Here is a 17,723-nt window from a genome sequence, read left to right as displayed (position 1 = left end):
CGCGTCGCCGTCCGTCCGGCCCTGTCCACCGGTATCGTCGCTGGTCGTGGGGTTGACAAGGGCGAGCTGACGGTCTACGGCCGCGGAAAGTAGCCGTCGAGCAACGTCGCCAGTCCGTCGTCCTCGACCGGGCCGCACACGTGGTCGGCGACGGCCTTGACCTCGTCCGGTGACTGCCCCATGGCGACGCCGACGTGGGCCCACATCAACATCTCGATGTCGTTGTGACCGTCGCCGACGGCCAACGCGTCCGCGGCTGTCATCTCCAACCGCGCCGCCGCTTGTTCGAGACCGGCCGCCTTGGAGATACCGACGGGCATGATGTCGAGCCAAGCAGAATGCCCGATGGCGTAGTCGACGCTCGGCAGCCCGGACCCAGCCGCGATCTCCCGGAGCCGGTCGCGGTCGCCGTTGGGCCAGCGCACCACCAGGCGGGTCACCGGCTCGGCGATCAGGTCGTCGTGGTCGACGACGGTGACCTCCCCGTCGATCTCACCGGCAGGGAACTCGCCGGTGACCCGGAAACCGCGGCCGAGCTCCTCCACGGCGAGCACGGCGTCGGGAATCTGCTCGGTGAAGTAGCGGACCGGGTCGCCGATGTCGAACGTCACGACGTCGACGGGCTCGGAGGTGGCCACGTCGATCACCACGGAGCCGTTCGAGCAGACCGCGAACCCCTTGTCCAGCCCGAGCAGGTCGAACAGGTACGTCGTAGAGTGCATCGACCGGCCCGTCGCGATGACGATGTTCGCCCCGGCGTCGCGCGCTCGTCCCACCGACTCCACCACGGCGGGGCTGGGTATGCTGCCGAACCCCTCGTAGCCCACGATGGTGCCGTCGACGTCCAGCGCGACGAGCCCGGGGCTCCAGCCGAACGCCTCGCTCATGCAGTGACCGGCTTCAACAGCTCACGTCCACCCAGGTACGGCCGCAGCGCCGCTGGAACGTGGACCGAGCCGTCGGCGAGCTGATGGTTCTCGAGGATCGCCACGATCCACCGGGTGGTCCCCAGCGTTCCGTTGAGCGTGGCGACGGTCCGCGTGCCGTGCTCGGTGCGTTCGCGCACGCCGAGCCGGCGCGCTTGGAACGTGGTGCAGTTCGATGTGGAGGTGAGCTCGAGCCATCGCGCCTGCGAGGGCAGCCAGGCCTCGATGTCGAACTTGCGGGCCGCGCTGGACCCGAGGTCGCCCGCGGCGGTGTCGATGACGCGGTAGGGCAGCTCGACCGCGGCCATCATCTGCTCCTCGAGGGCGAGCAGGCGCTCGTGCTCGTCGGCGGCGTCGGCCTCCCGGCAGTACGAGAACATCTCGACCTTGTGGAACTGATGCACGCGGATGATGCCCCGGGTGTCCTTGCCGTACGAGCCCGCTTCCCGGCGGTAGCACGCCGACCAGCCGGCGTAGCGCAGCGGCCCGCCGGAGAGATCGAGGATCTCGTCGCTGTGGTAGCCCGCGAGCGGAACCTCGCTGGTGCCGACGAGGTAGAGATCGTCCGCCTCGACGCGGTACACCTCGTCGGCGTGCGCGCCGAGGAAGCCGGTGCCGCGCATGATCTCCGGACGCACCATCGTCGGCGGGATGGTCGGCACGAACCCGGCGCCGATCGCGGTGTCGATCGCGAGATTGAGGATCGCCAGCTCCAGCTGGGCCCCGACGCCGGTCAGGAAGTAGAACCGAGCTCCGGACACCTTGGCGCCGCGTTCGGTGTCGATGGCGCGCAGGCCCTCGCCGAGCTCCAGGTGGTCGCGTACCGTCGGCAGCTCCGGCTTGTCGCCCACCTCGCGGAGCACGACGTAATCGTCCTCGCCGCCGGGCGGCACGCCGTCGACGACGACGTTCGACGGGATCAAGGCGAGCTCGTCGAAGCGCTGCTGCGCCTCGGCGGCGGCGGCTTCGGCCGCTTTGACCTGGGCGGAGATTTCCTTGGCTCGGCTCAGAAGCGTCTGCTTCTCATCGCCGGTGGCGCGGGGGATCTGTTTGCCGATGGCCTTCTGCTCTGCGCGGAGCCGCTCGAACTCGGTGAGAGAGGACCGGCGTGCTTCGTCGGCGGCGAGCAGTTGGTCGACGATGTCGACGCTCTCGCCTCTTGCCCGCTGTGAGGCGCGCACGCGATCCGGGTCTTCACGGATGAGTTGGGGATCCAGCATCCTTCAGAGGGTAGCCGCCGCGACCGGCACTTGGCGTATGGGTTTCACGCACCACGAGGGGTTCTGTTGCACCACGAGGCGTGCACGGGTGGTGCAGCAGGGAATTGGCAAGTGAACATGATCATTCAAGAGGGGGCGGGGCAGGGTCAGCCGCGTAGTTCGTCGAGCCAGGCGGCGGCATCGCGGAAGTCGGCGTTGGACGTGCCGGGCCGCACCGGGGGATGCACGCCGTCCGCGCGGGGGTACGAGCCCAGGAAACGGACGTTCGCGCAGATGCGGCGCAGCCCCATCATGGCCTCGCCGACGCGGGCATCGGCGACGTGCCCCTCCACGTCGATGGCGAAGCAGTACCGGCCCATGCCGTTGCCGGTGGGGCGCGACTCGATGCGACTGAGGTTGACGCCTCGGGTCGCGAACTGCTCGAGAATCTCCAACAAGGCGCCGGGGTGGTCGTCACGGATGTAGGCGACCAGGCTCGACTTGTCCGACCCCGTGGGCATGCCGGGCGTTCGCGGCGGCGTGACCAGGACGAATCGGGTCAGCGCGTCGGAGTCCTCGCCGATGTCCGTCGCCACGGCCTCGAGGCCGTAGCGCTCGCCGGCCAGCGGCGCGGCGATGGCGGCGTCGTAGGGCTCGCCGTGCGGGCCGGGCTTGCGTGCGGCGACGGCTTCGGCTGCGGCCGCCGTGGACGAACCGAGGTCGACCGTCGCCTCGGGCAGTTTGGCGGCGATCCACGTCCGGCACTGCGCCTCGGCCACCGGGTGCGTGACGATCCTGCGGATGTCGGCGAGGTCGGTTCCCGGCCGGACGAGCAGCGTGAACGTCACCGGCAACAGCACCTCGGCCGTCACGTACAGCGGCTCGCCACGGATCAACTCGTCCAGGGTCGCGTTGACCGATCCCTCGACGGAGTTCTCGAGCGGCACGACCGCTCCGGCGAGGTCACCAGCGCGCACCGCGGTGAAGGCGGCGTGCACCGTGGCGCACGGCACGAGGCGCGCGCCGGCGACAGCAGGCATACGCAGCGCTGCCGCCTCGGTGAATGTCGCTTCGGGTCCCAGGTACCCGTACGTCGGAGTTCGGTCTGCGGTCACCATCGCAAGCCTAGCGGCTCACCGGTCCACCCATGGCAGATGTGCGGATCGGGGTGTGACGATGCCGACCACTGCGCGCCACTGCGATGATGTACCGGTCGAACGGGGTGCCACCGGTGCCGGAACGACGGTCGGCGCTGGTGGCGCCCGTGGAGTGTGACAGCCTGGCCACAATTCGAACCGTCGCCGCATGCCGATGCGATCGATCCGGATACCGTCAACGTTGATGCACGCAGATCGGGCCCACCGCGACAGCGCAGGCTCCCGGCCGCTTCCGGCGGGCGCGAGCCGGGTCTTCGCGCGCCTGATCTTCGTCGCGGCGAGCCTGACCGCGGTCGTCCTGTCCACCATGGGCGTGAGCGCGCCGTCGGCTCACGCGGCCGGCACGCCCGAGGACGACGGGACATCCCAGCCCGGCGTGGTGCTCATCGGCATCGCCGGACTCGAATGGCCCGACGTCACAGCCGAGGACATGCCGACGCTGCATGACATGACCGGTTCGCAGGCTGCGGCGTCGTTGACCGTGCGTACGGTGCGCTCACGCACCTGTGTGGTCGACGGCTGGCTCACCGTCAGCGCCGGGAGCCGGGCCACCGACCTTCAGGACACCGACGCCGACAACGAGAACGACCGGTTCTGCCGCCGCCCACCCGACCCGACCGCGACCGAAGGCGGCGGCGTCGTGGTACCTGGCTGGCGGGCCCTGCAACAGCAGCAGGACGAGAACTCGTACAACGCCCAGATCGGCCTGCTCGGCGACCGGATCGCCGAGACCGGCTCGTGCGCCACCGCGGTCGGGCCGGGAGCGGCGATGGCGCTGGCCGACTCCACCGGGCACGTGAGTTCGTACCGGCCGCTCAGCTCGGGCGTGGACCGGTCGCTGCTGAGCGAGTGTCCCGTCACCGTCGTCGACCTCGGCGGGTTGCCGCCGCCGGCGCCGGCCGGAAGTGAGGAAGCCGAGGAGCAGGAGCAGCGAGAGTCTCGTCGGCAGGTCGCCCGAGGCATCGACCGGCTGGTCGCTGACATCGTCGCCGAGCTCCCAGCCGACACCGCCGTCCTGATCGCCGGGTTGGCCGACAGCTCGGCCACGGCCGTACCCCTGCCCGACGAGCCCAACCCGGTCCCGCCCGCGGGGTTGCGCGCCGCGATCGCCGCCGGTCCGCAGGTCGGTGGCGGCGAGTTCGGAGCCGAATGGCTCACGTCGTCGTCGACACATTGGAAGGGGCTCGTCCAGCTCACCGACGTGGCTCCGACGTTGCTCGCCTACGCCGGGGCGCAGGATCCGTCCCAGGACTTCTCCGGCCGGCCCTGGACCACCGCGGGGGCGCACCCGGGCACGTCGGAAGAGACCATCACGGCGCTCGTCGGCGTCGACCGGGGCGCTGACATCTACCGGACCCAGTCCGGGCCGTTCTTCCAGATCCTGGGCATCGGGCACCTGGTGATCGCGCTGGGCGCACTCCTGCTGTTGCGTCGCCGCGGCGATGGCAGCAGGCCGGCGATCTTGCGCGTGGTCCAGGTCGTGGCGCTGGCCGCCGCTGCCGCGCCGGTGGCGTCGTACCTGGCCAATCTCAGCCGGTGGTGGCGACAGGATCAGCCGAGCGCCGTGCTGTGGGCCTCCATCGTCGCCTTCACCCTCGCGCTGACCGTCGTCGCGCTGGCCGGGCCGTGGCGGCGCCGGCTGTATGGCCCGCCGGGTGTCGTCGCCGGGGTGACCGCGACGGTGCTGGCCGTGGACGTCGCCAGCGGCTCCACACTGCAGCAGAGCAGCCTGCTGGGTCTGTCGCCGCTGGTCGCCGGGCGCTTCTACGGATTCGGCAACATCCCGTTCGCGATCTTCGTGGTGGCGAGCCTGGTGGCTGCGGCGGCGCTGGGCCAGTGGCTCATCGATCGAGGGCACAGCCGCCGGGTCGCCGCCGTCGCCGTCGCGGCGGTCGGTCTGGTCGCCGTCGTGGTCGACGGCGCGCCGCAAGCCGGCGCCGACGTCGGCGGCATTCTCGCCGCGATTCCCGGCTTCGCCGTCCTGGTCATGGGCACGCTCGGGACCCGCGTCACGGTCCTGCGCATCGCCCTGGCCGGGTTCGGGGCCACCGTCTTGTTCTTCGCCTTCGCCTGGCTCGACTGGCTGCGTCCGCCGGGATCGCGCACGCATTTCGGCAGCTTCTTCGCCGATGTGCTCTCCGGCCAAGCGATGACGGTCATCCTGCGCAAGGCCGAGGCTTCGATCGGCACGTTGTCGCGCTGGCCGAGCTACGGGTGGATCGTGCCGATCGCCTACCTGGTCATCCTCTGGTTGATGCGCTCCGACGTCGCCGGGGTCCGGCTGACGATCCGCGGCTGGCCACTGATGCCCTACATGGTGTGGTCGGCGTTGCTCACCGGCGCCGCCGGGTTCGCCGCCAACGATTCCGGCATCATCGTGCCGGCGCTGCTGCTCACCGTGGGCGTGCCACTCGTTGTCACCGCGGTCGCGGCCGCACAGCGTGCCGCGCCGATACCTGTCGAAGATCCTGAACTGGTCAGTCGTTCCGGCCCCTAGCTTCAGCGGGTGCGGCGCAGGCGGGCCGGCAGCGACGGCGGGATGCCCCGCGCCGCGAGCGCCCGCAGGACATGGGCGTACTGGCGGGCACGGTGGAGTTGAGCGGCCAGGTCGGTGCCGGTCACTCGGTGGTGGAACTCCACCTCCACCTCCACGACCCGCATGCCCTGCCGCAGCAGGTCGATCGTCAACGCCGTCTCCACGCCGAAACCCGGTGCCAGCGGCAGCGCCGCCTGGAACGCGGCGCGCGTGAGGCAGCGCTGACCGGACAGCGGCTGGGTGGGGCGCCAGCCCGTCGCGCGTTCGATGCCGTTGCGGGCCAGGTCGACCACCAGGCCACGCCCGCCCCCCGCGGTCCGCTGCGTCGGCAGCACGGCGATCGTCATGTCGGCCTCGCCGCTGGTCACCGGAGTCGTCAACGGTCCCGCGTTGGCGGCGGTGTCTTCCAGATCTGCGTCGAGAAAGAGCAGCGCGCGCGGCGCCATGCGGTCGCTCTCGCGGGCCTCCATGGCGGCCACGGCCGTCGCCCCGGTCTCCATCGCCGCAGCCTTGCCCCGGTTGCGGGAATGCCCCACGACGACGGCGCCGGCTTCGGCCGCCGCCGGCGAGGTGCGGTCGGTGGAGCCGTCATCCACCACGACGACGAGGTCGACCTCGGCCAGGGACGCCGTGGCTGTCACCGTCGCAGCGATGCGTTGCTGTTCGTCCTTGGCCGGAATGATGGCTGCGACACCCTGGACGTGCGCCTCGTGGTTGGTCATGACCGCCTAGCTTAGAAGCGCCGGGACGGTGGTGACGGCCACGCCTGATGGTCCATGTTGCCACTGCTCGGGTTGGCGTAACCTCAGCAGCGATGATGACCTCGATGAGTACGGACCCGGTGGGGACCGTCGACAACGAAGTAGGCCGCCTGCGTACGGTCCTGTTGCACCGGCCGGGGGCTGAGCTGAAGCGGCTGACGCCGCGCAACAACGACACTCTCCTGTTCGACGGCATCCCGTGGGTCGGTCGCGCGCAGGACGAGCACGATGCCTTCGCCGAGGTTCTGCGCCAGCACGGCGTTGAAGTGATCTACCTCGTCGACCTGCTCATCGAGGCGCTCGCCATCGAGCCGGCCCGGCGCGAGTGTATCGACGCCGTGCTGGCGGACCCGCGGCATGGCGACACCCTTCGGGCGGTGCTGCGCGCGCATCTGGACGCGCTGCACCCGGAGGACCTCGCCCAGGTCCTCGTGGCCGGTATCGCGCCGGAGGAACTCAGCGGCGGCCGGGGGCTCGTCTACGGCCTGACCGACCAGCACGACTTCGTCGTGGACCCGCTGCCGAACCTGCTGTTCACCCGCGACTCCGCGCTGTGGATCGGCGACCGGGTGGCAGTGACCAGCCTGGCGATGGCCGCTCGCAAGCGTGAGACCAGCCTGACGTCGGCCATCTACCGCCATCATCCGCGCTTCGCCGGCGTCGAGCGGGTGTACGGGCCGGAGTTGGAGAGCCTCGAAGGCGGCGATGTGCTGTTGCTCGGGCAGGGGGTGGTCGCGGTCGGCACCGGCGAGCGGACCACACCGGCCGGTGTGGAACGGCTGGCCCGCAACGTGCTGAGTCGAGGACTGGCCCACACCGTGCTGGCCGTGCCGATCGCGCAGGACCGCGCGACGATGCACCTGGACACCGTGTGCACGATGGTGGACGAAGACGCGATCCTCATGTACCCCAACGTGGCTGACGAGCTGACTGCGCTGCCCGTGCGGTGGGACGACGACGACATCGTCGTCGACCAGCCGGCGCCCTTCCTGGAGGCCGCGGCCAAGGCCATGGGGATCGATGCGCTGCGCATGATCGAAACCGGGCTCGACCCGGTGACCGCCGAGCGGGAGCAGTGGGACGACGGCAACAACACGCTGGCCATCGGACCCCGACTGGCCGTGGCCTACGAGCGCAACATCGAGACCAACGCACAGCTCGAGGACGCCGGTATCGAGGTGGTGCGCATCGCCGGGAGCGAGGTGGGTTCCGGGCGCGGAGGGCCGCGATGCATGTCGTGTCCGATTCGACGCGAATCGAGTCGATCCGGCGGCGAAAATCGCCCGGACGCGTGACGGACGGGGCCGCAGCTTCCGGTTGAGACCAGACCGTAACGTCATGAAAACAAAGAAGTTCTCATTCTGTCGTTCTTCTGGCGCGAATCGCTAGTAGTCTGGATCAAGACCCCGATCGCTCATGTTCCCCCGTCGTGAGCGGTCGGGGTCTTTCGCGTGCGGGCTCTCGTGTCCGGAGCGCGAGCACCCGGCGGTACCGCCAGGGCGGCGATGTCAGCGGATGGTCACCTGGCGGTTGGCCAGCCCTGAGCGGGCGCGACGCTGGTCACGGTCGAGGGGGGTGCTGTCGGCCACCGCCGCGGTCAGCCGCTCGCCGAACGCGGCAGCCGGCTCCTCCACGTCGGCCGCGGGCGTGCCGTCGACCAGATCCCATACCGGGACGAGCACGCCGTTCGTGCGGAACGTGCCCAGCAGCCGGGTTCCCTCGCCGAGGTTGTCGGCGCCGGCAGCGCGCAGCCGGGCCAATCCGTCCAGCAGCGGCTCCTCGTCATGGGGAAGCACCCATCGCACCTGGTCGCGGTCGCCGAGGCTGCACCAGTACGCGGCGGTCACCGAGGTCAGCCGGGCCGCCGGGACGATGGCGGAGTTGGCTTCGTCGAGCGCCGAGCGGACCTCTACCGGTGGTGTCGACTCCGGGTCGAGCCAGTAGTCGAAACCGTCGTGAACGGTCACGTCGAAATCGGCGTCGAGATCGATCAGATCGTGCAGCCGCGGCGCCTCAGGTGGCCGCGGCCCGGGGTCGACCGGGCCGCCGGGCTCGGCGGCCAACGCGGTCGTGAGGACGTGCCCCAAATCGGCGGCGGGATCGCCACTGGCGGCCACGGTCTGCAAGGCGAGCAGGATCTCACCGTTGTCACGAACCAACGCCGGCGCCGCCCCCGGCAGCAGGGTGCACACGACGACGCTTCGGTCGGCATGTTCGCCGGTCAGGGAAATCGTCGCGGTGGCCGCGGAGACGATCTCGCGCATGGCCACCCAGTCGCATTCGCCGGGTAGGCCGGCGAAGGGACGCGCGACGTAGTGCCGTCCGGCATCGCGGGCGCGCTTGCCGTGACAGACCTTGTAGCGCTTGCCGGAGCCGCAGGGACACGGCTGCCGCGGGCCGACTTCAGGGACCTCAGTACTCGCAGTCACAACTGGCGAGCGTATCGGGTCGCCGCCACCTGGTCAGTACGGACCGTCGACTTCAAGGCGACGGGTTCCACGGGCCGACGAGCGCGTGCACGCTGACCCGGCCAGGTTCGGAATCGACGCCCCACTCGAGCGCCACGGCATCGACGATGGACAGCCCACGCCCGTCATCGTCTGCCGAACCGGGCTGGCGCAACTGCGGACGCTCCGGACCGCCACCGTCGGTGACATTGATCATGATGCGATCGTCCACGACGGTCCACTTCAAGCCCACGGCCGGTGGCAGATCGCCGGAGCGGATCGGCTGCGCGTGCAGGATCGCGTTGGTGACGAGTTCGGTCACCACGATCAGCGCGTTCTCGATGACCGATGCGGGCAGACCGCTGTGCTTGAGGTCGTCGGCGACCACATGGCGCGCGTGCGGCACGCTGCTGACCGCGCTGGTCAGCTCGATGGCTCGAACGTGGTCGGTTCGAGCCTCACGTTTCGCGGCCACCACTCGGCCCACTGGTCGCACTCCTTCCGCCGAACGCACGCACACCCGCTGTGAAGTGGTGCCCACTCACGAGCATCGCCAAACCTTTCGCCAGTGAACCATGCCCGGCGACGTATAGTCCACATGTTGAGATGTGATTCTGTCATTTCTCACGCTGCGTCATCAACGTAGTCGCAGGCCGATCGGGTTCATCGTCACCCTAGGTAACCAGGGGTTATGCAGATGCACGCGCAGCTGGGCGACGCATACGGCGTCGGTGGCGATGCCCTCCTCGCGCTGTTATGTCCGTCCGTGCCTCTTCCTTCCGTGTCGAAGTTGCCGGCGGAACGCTAAGTTAGGGCCGGGGCGGAGAGGATGACGATGTGGACTCACACCCGGTCTTCGGGACGACGCGGGCCGAAAGGTGGGCGCACGGGGGGCGCCACAGGCGACGCGGTGATCGATGCGGCCGGATTCGACGCCGGCGCTTCGTTTGACGGGGAGTCGCGTGACGGCGAGGACGACGCCGCCTGGTTCGGCGTCGATCAGGTTCAGGTGGACACTGAGGAGCCGATGCGTGGGGACGACCGGGTGGCGGAGGTCCACGAATTGTACGGCGAACGAGACACTGAGAACGTCCACCGCCATGCGGCCGACGCCCATGCCACGCGGCGTGCTGCCGCGGACCATGCGCGGGCGAGCGCCGAACCACAAGTGCGCTCGATGGGCTTCGACACCGAAGCGCTACGGGAGACGCTGGCCATGGTCGGCGACCGCCTGGACGAGCTCGGCGTCGATTTCTACGGCCGCTTCTTCGCGCTGGCTCCCGAGGCCCGGGAGCTGTTCGGGCCCAGCATGGAGGTGCAGCGCTCGCGTCTGCTCGGTGCTCTGGTGCGTATCGTCGGCACCGCCGACAACCGCGACGAGCTCGTGCCCTACCTCGAGGGTCTCGGCCGCGATCATCGCAAGTTCGGCGTCATCGACCAGCACTACGCACCGCTGGGAACCGCGCTGATCCTGGCGCTGCGCAACATGCTCGGCGACAAGTGGCAGCCGAGGCACGAGCAGGCCTGGATCGAGGCGTACGACGCCGTGGCGATGGCGATGTCCAGCGCTGCGGCCCGTGATGCCGTCATCTCGCCGCCGTGGTGGGACGCCGAGGTGGTCTATCACCGCCGGATCCTCGACGAGCTCGCGATCATTCAGGTCCGCCCGCACACCGACTTCCCCTACCGCCCGGGCCAATATGCCTCCATCACGTCGCCGCGACGGCCGAAGATCTGGCGGGCGTACTCCATGGCCTCAGCGCCGCGCGATGACGGACTGGTCGAGTTCCACGTGCGCTCGGTCGGCGCCGGCTGGGTCAGCAGCGCGCTGGTCTGGCGTACCGAACCCGGCGACATCCTGCACCTCGGTGCGCCGCAGGGGGACGACATCGCCAGCCCGCGCTCCGAGAACGACCTGCTCTGCATCGCCGGTGGCACCGGTATCGCGCCGGTGCTGGCCACGCTCCAAGAGCTCGAGCAGCGCCAGGACGGCCGCCGGGTGCACGTGTTCTACGCCGGTCGCGACCGCGACCACCTGTACGCGTTGCCACACCTGGAGTCCATCGGCGTGCGTTATCGCCGATTGACCGTCGTGCCGGTGGTCTCGCCCGATGGCCCGACCGACCGCAGCCCCGACTTGATGGGCAACATCGTGGCGGCCTATGGCGACTGGCGGAAACACCGCGTCTACGTCGCAGGTCCCAGTTCGATGGTCTCCACGAGCCTCGAACGGCTGCGCGCCCAAGGAGTGCCCGACGAGCAGATCGTCCACGACGACTACGGACTCTGGTGATCTATCGCCGCGTCTAGCGAACTCTAGGATCAGAACTAGATTCCGCTAGAGAGGTGGAGACAGCGGCTCGGTCCCGTCCTAGCGCGGCCGTCACGCGTGTGTCGGCTGGCTGAGCCCCAGGTGAACGGCGAAACCGCCGAGCAGGCTGCCGGTCACCCAACGTGCCACTCGGTCAGCGAGCTCGCTGCGGTTGAACAGGCTCTTGGCGGTCGCGGCCAGCAGGACCCACAGGGCGTTCACAGTCGCGGCCACGGCGACCTGGACCAGTCCGAGCAGCATGATCTGCACACTCGGGAGGCCGCGGCCGGGATCAACGAACTGCGGTAGCAGCGCCGCGTACATGAGCGCGACCTTCGGGTTGAGCAGGCAGGTGGCCAGCCCCATGTTGAACAACCGGCGCGGCGAGTGGTTCGGAAGCTCTCCGGAACCGAAGACCCGGCGGCCACCGCGGACGATGCCCCAGGCCAGCCACAGCAGGTAGAGCGCTCCGGCGATCTTCACCGCCAGGAACAGCTCTGGAACTGCGGCGAACAGAACCGCCAGTCCGGCAGCGGTGGCGGCGACGTAGCACAGCAAGCCCACGATGACGCCGGCCAGTGAGGTGAAGCCCGCGGCCGGGCCCTGGCTGATGGACCGGGACACCAGATACATCAGGTTCGGACCCGGGGTGATGACCAGGCCGAAGGCGATCACCGCGACGCCGGCGACCGCGCCTGCCGTCACCACCGAAGCCTCCGAACCGGCGTGGTGGTGCTGCTCATCGATGTCCCCTTCCGCGTCGCGATCTGGCGAATCGGACAACCGGCGCGGCTACGGCGACATTCCCGCACCGTGGTGTGTCACGTCGTGGCGTGCTTACGCAGATAGATGCCGAAGTGCGGGACAGTGAACGCGATGGTGCCGCGTTCGGCTGAGTACACCAGCCCCTTCTTGATCAGTGAGTCGCGCGACGGCGACAGCGACGAGGGCTTACGGCCCAGGTAGGTCGCCACGTCCGACGTCGGCACCGCGCCATCCGTCTCGTCGGACAGGGCGGCCATGGCGCGCAAGTAGTCGCGTTCGGCCGGCGTGGCCCGCTCGTAGCGCGAGCCGAAGAACCCGACGGCGAGTTCGGCTTGGGCTTCCGGCGCTGCGACCCGGACGTCGTCGGCACTGATCGGGTCGGTGGGCGCGTGGTCCCACGTGACCTTGCCGTAGGCCTGCACGAAGTACGGGTACCCCTCGGTGATCTCGTAGAGAGCGTCGAGGGCGGCGGGGTCGTAACTGACGTCTTCCTCGGCGGCCGGCGACACCAGGGCCAGGTCGGCGGCCTCGCGGTCCAGCTTGTCGATGCGGACGTAGCGGAACAGTCGCTCGGAGTACGACTTGGACGCCGACAACACCGCCGGTAGGTGCGGGAGGCCCGCCCCGACGACCACCAGCGGCAGCCCCTGCTGGGACAACTCATGGCAGGCCGCGCACAGCGCTGAGACGTCGGCCGGCGGGACGTCCTGCATCTCGTCGACGAACACGGCGATGCCGACCCCGACGTCCAGCGCCACCCCGGCGGCGTCGACGAGCAGCTCGACCAGATCGACTTCGATGTCGCCGGTGTCGGCGCGACCTGTTGCCGCCGGAACGTCGATTCCCGGCTGCCAACGGTCGCGCAGCTTGGTCCCGTTGTCCGCCGCCCGCAGCGCGAACGCCTTGAGCACACCGAGGAAGGCGTCGACGCGCGCGGGATCGCGGTGGCGGGGCGAGAGCTCGCGCACCGCCATGTGCAGCGCCCCGGCCAGCGGGCGGCGCAGCGACTGGTCGGGCCGGGCCTCGATCTTCCCGGTGCCCCACATCCTGCCGATCGCTTGCGAGCGTAGGGCGTTGAGCAGCACGGTCTTCCCGACGCCCCGTAAGCCGGTCAACACCAGGGACCGCTCGGGCCGTCCTCGCGCGATGCGTTCGAGGACGACGTCGAATTGCCCGAGCTCGCGGTCGCGGCCGGCGAGCTCTGGCGGACGCTGCCCGGCTCCAGGTGCGTACGGGTTACGGACCGGATCCATGATCGGACTCTATGGCGTCGTCTAGCTGGAATCGTAGATTTCGCTAGACAATGTCATACGCGTGTCGCGACGGAAGCTCGTCCCGGAAGTAGGTGGCGTCGGCACGTCACAATGGAACGATGCTCACCATCGAATTGGCTCGGAAGCTTCGCGAGGCCGGTCTGCGGTGGGATCCCGAGCCCGGCGACCGGTTCGTCCTGCCCGACCGCGGCATGGACGACGAGGTGTTCGTCGTGAGCCACATGGTCGTCGACGTCCACGACTTTCCCGACGGCCGGGTCCTGGGCTTCAACGGCACGGTTGAGTGGGCCCTGGACAGCATCGAGAAGGACAGCGCGCTGTGGCTACCGAGCGAGACGCAGCTACGCGAGCTGCTCGGCGGCGCCTTCGTCGAGCTCAACCGCGACGGCGAGGCTTATCGCGTCACCCTCGACATCGCCGGGCGACGCCACGTGGTCGTCGGCGACGATGCCGAGGAGGCGTACGGCAAGGCGCTGTTGCACCTGGCCGCCGACGACTGACGGGCCTTACAGCCCGTCCGCGAGCCGGTGATAGGCCTGGTTCCAGCGGATCTCCTTCGCGAACTGCCGGGTGGTCGTCGTCTCGTCGATGACGAGCAACTCGGTACGGACCATCTCAGCGAACGCGGTCAGCTCGGCCACGCCGACGGCACCGGACAGCACGGTGTGATGCGGGCCGCCGGCGGTGAGCCAGGCCTCGGCGGACGTGGACAGGCTCGGCCGCGGCTTCCACACCGCGCGGGCAACGGGCAGCCGGGGCAGGGGCTCGTCCGGCTCCACCACGTCGATCTCATTGGCGACCAGCCGGAACCGGTCGCCGACGTCGGCTATCCCGACGACGACGGCCGGTCCAGGGGCGGCGTCGAAGACCAGCCGGACCGGATCCTCGCGATTGCCGATACTCAGCGGGTGGATCTCTCCCGACGGCGTGCCGGCCGCGATCGACGGGCAGACCTCCAGCATGTGAGCACCGAGAATCTTCGGCTCGCCCGGGCCGAAGTGATAGGTGTAGTCCTCCATGAACGACGTGCCGCCCGGTAGGCCGGCCGCCATCGTCTTCATGGTCCGCAGCAAGACCGACGTCTTCCAGTCGCCCTCGCCGCCGAAGCCGTAGCCGTCGGCCATCAGGCGTTGTACGGCCAGGCCGGGCAGTTGACGAAGCCCGCCGAGGTCCTCGAAGTTGGTGGTGAAGGCGCCGAAACCGCCGTCGGTCAGGAAACGGCGCAGGCCGGCCTCGATCCGGGCGGCGTAGCGCAACGACTCGCGGCGCTCGCCGTCCTTGCGCAACTCAGGGACCAGGTCGTAGACATCGTCGTACTCGGCCACCAACGCGTCCACCTCGGTGTCGGCCGCGGCGTCGACCACCTGGACCAAGTCGTTCACGCCATAGGTGTTGACCGACACGCCGAACCGTCGCTGCGCCTCGACCTTGTCGCCCTCGGTGACGGCGACGTCTCGCATGTTGTCGCCGAACCGGGCCACTCGAAGCGAGCGGATCTCGGCGCGCCCGGCGGCCGCCCGGCACCAGGAACCGATCCGCGCGGCGACCTCCGGGTCGTCGACGTGCCCCGCCACGGTGGTGCGCGGGACGCCGAGCCTGGACTGGATATAGCCGAACTCGCGGTCGCCGTGAGCGGCCTGATTGAGATTCATGAAGTCCATGTCGAGCTCGGCCCACGGCAACGACCGGTTCGCTTGGGTGTGCAGGTGCAGCAGCGGAACGTCCAGCGCCGACAGCCCGGCGATCCACATCTTCGCCGGTGAGAACGTGTGCATCCAGGCCACGACGCCGATGCATGAATCCGAGCTGTTCGCCTCGAGGCAGCGACGCCGGATCGCGTCCGACGAGGTCAGTACCGGCTTCCAGACGATTCGCACCGGCACCGCGGAGTTGCTGTCCAGGGCGGCTGCGATCGTCTGCGACTGCTTCGCCACCTGCTGAAGCGCCTCGTCACCGTAGAGTTCTTGGCTCCCCGTCAGGAACCAGACCTCGCGGTCGCCGAACACGGATTCCATGGGTGTCTCCTCACTGCGCACGGGCGGGTGCCTGGCCGTAGACGTTCTGGTACCGGTCGTAGAGACGGTCGATGTCGGCCGGCGGGATCGGCAGCGGCGAGCCGAGTTGCCGGGCGATGTGCACGGTGCGGGCGACGTCCTCGCACATGACCGCGGCCTTCACCGCGGCGCGGGCATCCTTGCCGACGGTGAACACGCCGTGGTTCTGCATCAGTACCGCCGGTGAGCGGTGCCCGGCGAGCGTCTCGACGATGCCGCGGCCGATGGAGTCGTCACCGATCAGCGCGAACGGTCCGATGGGGATCTCCCCGCCGAACTCGTCGGCCATCGCGGTCAGCACGCACGGTATCGGCTCGCCCCGGGCCGCCCACGCCGTCGCGTAGGTGGAGTGGGTGTGCACGACGCCGCCGACCTCGGGCCGGTGCCGGTAGACGTAGGCATGCGCGTCGGTGTCGCTGGACGGTGCGTGCTCGCCTTCGACCAGCGAGCCGTCGAGCGCGCACACGACGATCGACTCTGGCGTCAGTTCGTCGTACGAGACGCCGCTGGGCTTGATGACGAACAGTTCGGTGCCGGGAACCCGCGCCGAGACGTTCCCTGACGTCCAGGCGACCAGGCCGTAGCGCACCAGCTCCGCATGAAGGTCGCAGACGGCGCGTCGCAGCGCTTCGGTGGCGGAGCTCATGCCTGCACCGCCTCGGTGCGGATCCGGTGCAATCGATGCAGCACGTCGTTGCCGCCGTCACGGGCTCGGCCGAAGTAGTCGTGCAGGCGGGTGTACTCGGCGTAGAGCGCGTCGTAGGCCTTCACCCGCCGGGGATCGGGAACGTAGACGTCACGCTGAGCGCTTCCCATCGCCGCCGAGGCGGCGTGGATGTCCGGGTAGGCGCCCGCGGCCACGGCGGCATGGATCGCCGAGCCGAGTGCAGGTCCCTGCTCGGAGGTGATGGTGCTCAGCGGCAGCCCGGTGACGTCGGCGTAGATCTGCATCAGCAGCTGGTTCTTGAGCAGACCGCCGGCCATGATCAGCTCGTTGACGGGAACCCCGGCCCGGTTGAACGTCTCGATGATGGTGCGGGTACCGAACGCCGTCGCCTCGATCAGGGCGCGGTAGGTGTCCTCAGGACGGGTCGCCAGCGTCTGGCCGACGATCACCCCCGACAACTGGTGATCGACCAGCACCGAGCGGTTGCCGCTGTGCCAGTCCAGCGCGACCAGCCCGTGCGCGCCGACCTCCTGCGCCGCGGCGAGCTCGGTGAGGTACTCGTGGATCGACAGGCCCCGCCGCTGCGCCTCCTCGGAATACGCCGCCGGCACGCTGGTCTCGGCGAACCACGCGAAGATGTCGCCGACGCCGCTCTGCCCGGCTTCGTAGCCCCACAGGCCGGGCACGATGCCGCCGTCCACGACACCGCACATCCCGGGCACCTCGCGCAGCACGTCGCTGTTCATGACGTGACACGTCGACGTGCCCATGATCGCGACGAGTTGGCCGGGTTCGACCGCGCGGGCCGCCGGAGCGGTGACGTGGGCGTCGACGTTGCCGACGGCGACGGCGATGCCCTCGGGCAGGCCGGTCCATGCCGCGGCCTCGGCCGAAAGCCCGCCGGCACGCGCACCGAGCTCGCCGATGGGCTGGTCGAGCTTGTCGGCGACGAAGTCCGCGAAGCCGGGATTCAGCGCCTCGAGGAAGTCGCGGCTCGGGTAGGCGCCGTCCTGGCGGATCCCCTTGTAGCCGGCCGTGCACGCGTTGCGGACGTAGGTGCCGCACAACCGCCAGACGATCCAGTCGGCCGCCTCGACCCAACGGTCCATGGCGGCATAGACCTCGGGGTCCTCCTCGAAGAGCTGCAGGCCCTTGGCGAACTCCCATTCCGAGGAGATCAGCCCGCCGTAGCGCGCCAGCCACGGTTCGCCGCGCTCTGCGGCGAGCGCGTTGATGCGATCGGCGTGCGGCTGCGCGGCATGGTGTTTCCACAGTTTGACGTAGGCGTGTGGCCGGTCCGCGAAGCCCGGCAGTTCGCACAGCGGGGTCCCGTCGGCGCGGACCGGCACCATGGTGCACGCGGTGAAGTCGGTGGCGATGCCCACGACCGACGCCGCGTCGACACCGGCGCGGGCGAGCGCTTCGGGCACGGCCGCGCGCAGGACGTCGATGTAGTCGGACGGCACCTGTAACGCCCAGTCCGGCGGCAGCGGTGCGCCGGTGCCGGGGAGCTCGCGGTCGACGACTCCGTGCCGGTAATCGTGGACGGCGCTGCCGAGTTCGGCGCCGTCGGCGACACGGACGACGACGGCGCGCCCGGACAGGGTGCCGAAGTCGACGCCGATG

15 protein-coding genes are annotated in these 17,723 nt (G+C 69.7%); 4 read left to right on the top strand and 11 right to left on the bottom strand.

Translation table 11 applies throughout. From position 1 onward, the window contains the following. Positions 1–74: 74 nt before the first annotated feature. The 3 genes from M6444_RS18830 to pheA all read right to left on the bottom strand — a co-directional run bounded on the left by M6444_RS18830 (position 75) and on the right by pheA (position 3,240). A complete protein-coding gene (locus M6444_RS18830; RefSeq protein ID WP_298331019.1) occupies positions 75–887 on the bottom strand; it encodes an HAD family hydrolase in 813 nt (270 codons plus the stop codon). After that, a complete protein-coding gene (serS, locus tag M6444_RS18825; protein ID WP_298331017.1) occupies positions 884–2,146 on the bottom strand; it encodes a serine--tRNA ligase in 1,263 nt (420 codons plus the stop codon). The genes M6444_RS18830 and serS overlap by 4 nt, the downstream gene beginning before the upstream one ends. Positions 2,147–2,292: 146 nt before the next feature. Further along, positions 2,293–3,240, bottom strand: coding sequence for a prephenate dehydratase (gene pheA / locus M6444_RS18820; protein ID WP_298331015.1), 948 nt, complete (start codon positions 3,238–3,240; stop codon positions 2,293–2,295). 226 nt (positions 3,241–3,466) lie between these two features. On the opposite strand from pheA, the gene M6444_RS18815 reads away from it, so the two are divergent. Continuing rightward, the gene (locus M6444_RS18815; RefSeq protein WP_298331012.1) at positions 3,467–5,779 is read left to right on the top strand and encodes a hypothetical protein; all 2,313 of its coding nucleotides are present in this window, start codon (positions 3,467–3,469) and stop codon (positions 5,777–5,779) included. A 2-nt stretch (positions 5,780–5,781) separates the two neighbouring features. Here M6444_RS18815 and M6444_RS18810 read toward each other — a convergent pair whose 3' ends face one another. Then, complete coding sequence (locus tag M6444_RS18810) at positions 5,782–6,540, bottom strand: glycosyltransferase (protein WP_298331010.1); 759 nt, start codon at positions 6,538–6,540, stop codon at positions 5,782–5,784. Positions 6,541–6,644: 104 nt separating this feature from the next. Between M6444_RS18810 and M6444_RS18805 the strand changes: the two genes are divergently transcribed. Further along, positions 6,645–7,874, top strand: a complete 1,230-nt coding sequence (locus tag M6444_RS18805; protein WP_298331009.1) for an arginine deiminase — start codon at positions 6,645–6,647, stop codon at positions 7,872–7,874. Positions 7,875–8,087: 213 nt separating this feature from the next. Here the strand turns inward: M6444_RS18805 and M6444_RS18800 are convergent, their stop codons facing one another. Then, positions 8,088–9,008: a DUF5926 family protein gene (locus M6444_RS18800; RefSeq protein WP_298331007.1), complete on the bottom strand. Its 921-nt coding sequence runs from the start codon at positions 9,006–9,008 to the stop codon at positions 8,088–8,090. 52 nt (positions 9,009–9,060) lie between these two features. Beyond that, positions 9,061–9,513: an ATP-binding protein gene (locus tag M6444_RS18795; protein ID WP_298331005.1), complete on the bottom strand. Its 453-nt coding sequence runs from the start codon at positions 9,511–9,513 to the stop codon at positions 9,061–9,063. A gap of 423 nt (positions 9,514–9,936) precedes the next feature. Here M6444_RS18795 and M6444_RS18790 point away from each other — a divergent pair, with 423 nt between their 5' ends. Further along, positions 9,937–11,319 (top strand): globin domain-containing protein, encoded by a 1,383-nt coding sequence (locus M6444_RS18790; protein ID WP_298331003.1) that lies wholly within the window; start codon positions 9,937–9,939, stop codon positions 11,317–11,319. 90 nt (positions 11,320–11,409) lie between these two features. Here M6444_RS18790 and M6444_RS18785 read toward each other — a convergent pair whose 3' ends face one another. Both M6444_RS18785 and M6444_RS18780 read right to left on the bottom strand, forming a co-directional pair. Continuing rightward, positions 11,410–12,045, bottom strand: coding sequence for a LysE family translocator (locus M6444_RS18785; protein WP_363326430.1), 636 nt, complete (start codon positions 12,043–12,045; stop codon positions 11,410–11,412). Between the two features lie 113 nt (positions 12,046–12,158). Beyond that, a complete protein-coding gene (locus tag M6444_RS18780) occupies positions 12,159–13,355 on the bottom strand; it encodes an ATP-binding protein (protein ID WP_298330999.1) in 1,197 nt (398 codons plus the stop codon). 119 nt (positions 13,356–13,474) lie between these two features. Here M6444_RS18780 and M6444_RS18775 point away from each other — a divergent pair, with 119 nt between their 5' ends. Beyond that, a complete protein-coding gene (locus M6444_RS18775) occupies positions 13,475–13,876 on the top strand; it encodes a hypothetical protein (RefSeq protein ID WP_298330997.1) in 402 nt (133 codons plus the stop codon). 6 nt (positions 13,877–13,882) lie between these two features. Here M6444_RS18775 and araA read toward each other — a convergent pair whose 3' ends face one another. Genes araA through araB form a run of 3 tightly spaced genes read right to left on the bottom strand, consistent with a single transcriptional unit; the run spans position 13,883 to position 17,722 of the window. Next, positions 13,883–15,391, bottom strand: coding sequence for an L-arabinose isomerase (araA, locus tag M6444_RS18770; RefSeq protein ID WP_298330995.1), 1,509 nt, complete (start codon positions 15,389–15,391; stop codon positions 13,883–13,885). A 10-nt stretch (positions 15,392–15,401) separates the two neighbouring features. After that, positions 15,402–16,076: an L-ribulose-5-phosphate 4-epimerase gene (locus M6444_RS18765; RefSeq protein WP_298330993.1), complete on the bottom strand. Its 675-nt coding sequence runs from the start codon at positions 16,074–16,076 to the stop codon at positions 15,402–15,404. After that, complete coding sequence (gene araB / locus M6444_RS18760) at positions 16,073–17,722, bottom strand: ribulokinase (RefSeq protein ID WP_363326429.1); 1,650 nt, start codon at positions 17,720–17,722, stop codon at positions 16,073–16,075. Before araB ends, M6444_RS18765 begins: the two co-directional genes overlap by 4 nt. Position 17,723: the final 1 nt, after the last annotated feature.

The sequence above is a fragment of the Haloactinopolyspora sp. genome (genome assembly GCF_027324685.1).
Classification (GTDB): Bacteria; Actinomycetota; Actinomycetes; order Jiangellales; family Jiangellaceae; genus Haloactinopolyspora.
Note: the sequence above shows the minus strand (reverse complement) of the source record. Positions and strands in the feature narration are given on the sequence as shown.

Excerpts from the sequence above, each read along its gene's own strand:
- M6444_RS18830 (WP_298331019.1), bottom strand. The coding sequence starts at position 887 with ATGAGCGAGGCGTTCGGCTGGAGCCCCGGGCTCGTCGCGCTGGACGTC.
- serS (WP_298331017.1), bottom strand. The coding sequence starts at position 2,146 with ATGCTGGATCCCCAACTCATCCGTGAAGACCCGGATCGCGTGCGCGCC.
- M6444_RS18815 (WP_298331012.1), top strand. The coding sequence starts at position 3,467 with ATGCACGCAGATCGGGCCCACCGCGACAGCGCAGGCTCCCGGCCGCTT.
- M6444_RS18810 (WP_298331010.1), bottom strand. The coding sequence starts at position 6,540 with ATGACCAACCACGAGGCGCACGTCCAGGGTGTCGCAGCCATCATTCCG.
- M6444_RS18805 (WP_298331009.1), top strand. The coding sequence starts at position 6,645 with ATGAGTACGGACCCGGTGGGGACCGTCGACAACGAAGTAGGCCGCCTG.
- M6444_RS18780 (WP_298330999.1), bottom strand. The coding sequence starts at position 13,355 with ATGGATCCGGTCCGTAACCCGTACGCACCTGGAGCCGGGCAGCGTCCG.
- M6444_RS18775 (WP_298330997.1), top strand. The coding sequence starts at position 13,475 with ATGCTCACCATCGAATTGGCTCGGAAGCTTCGCGAGGCCGGTCTGCGG.
- araA (WP_298330995.1), bottom strand. The coding sequence starts at position 15,391 with ATGGAATCCGTGTTCGGCGACCGCGAGGTCTGGTTCCTGACGGGGAGC.
- M6444_RS18765 (WP_298330993.1), bottom strand. The coding sequence starts at position 16,076 with ATGAGCTCCGCCACCGAAGCGCTGCGACGCGCCGTCTGCGACCTTCAT.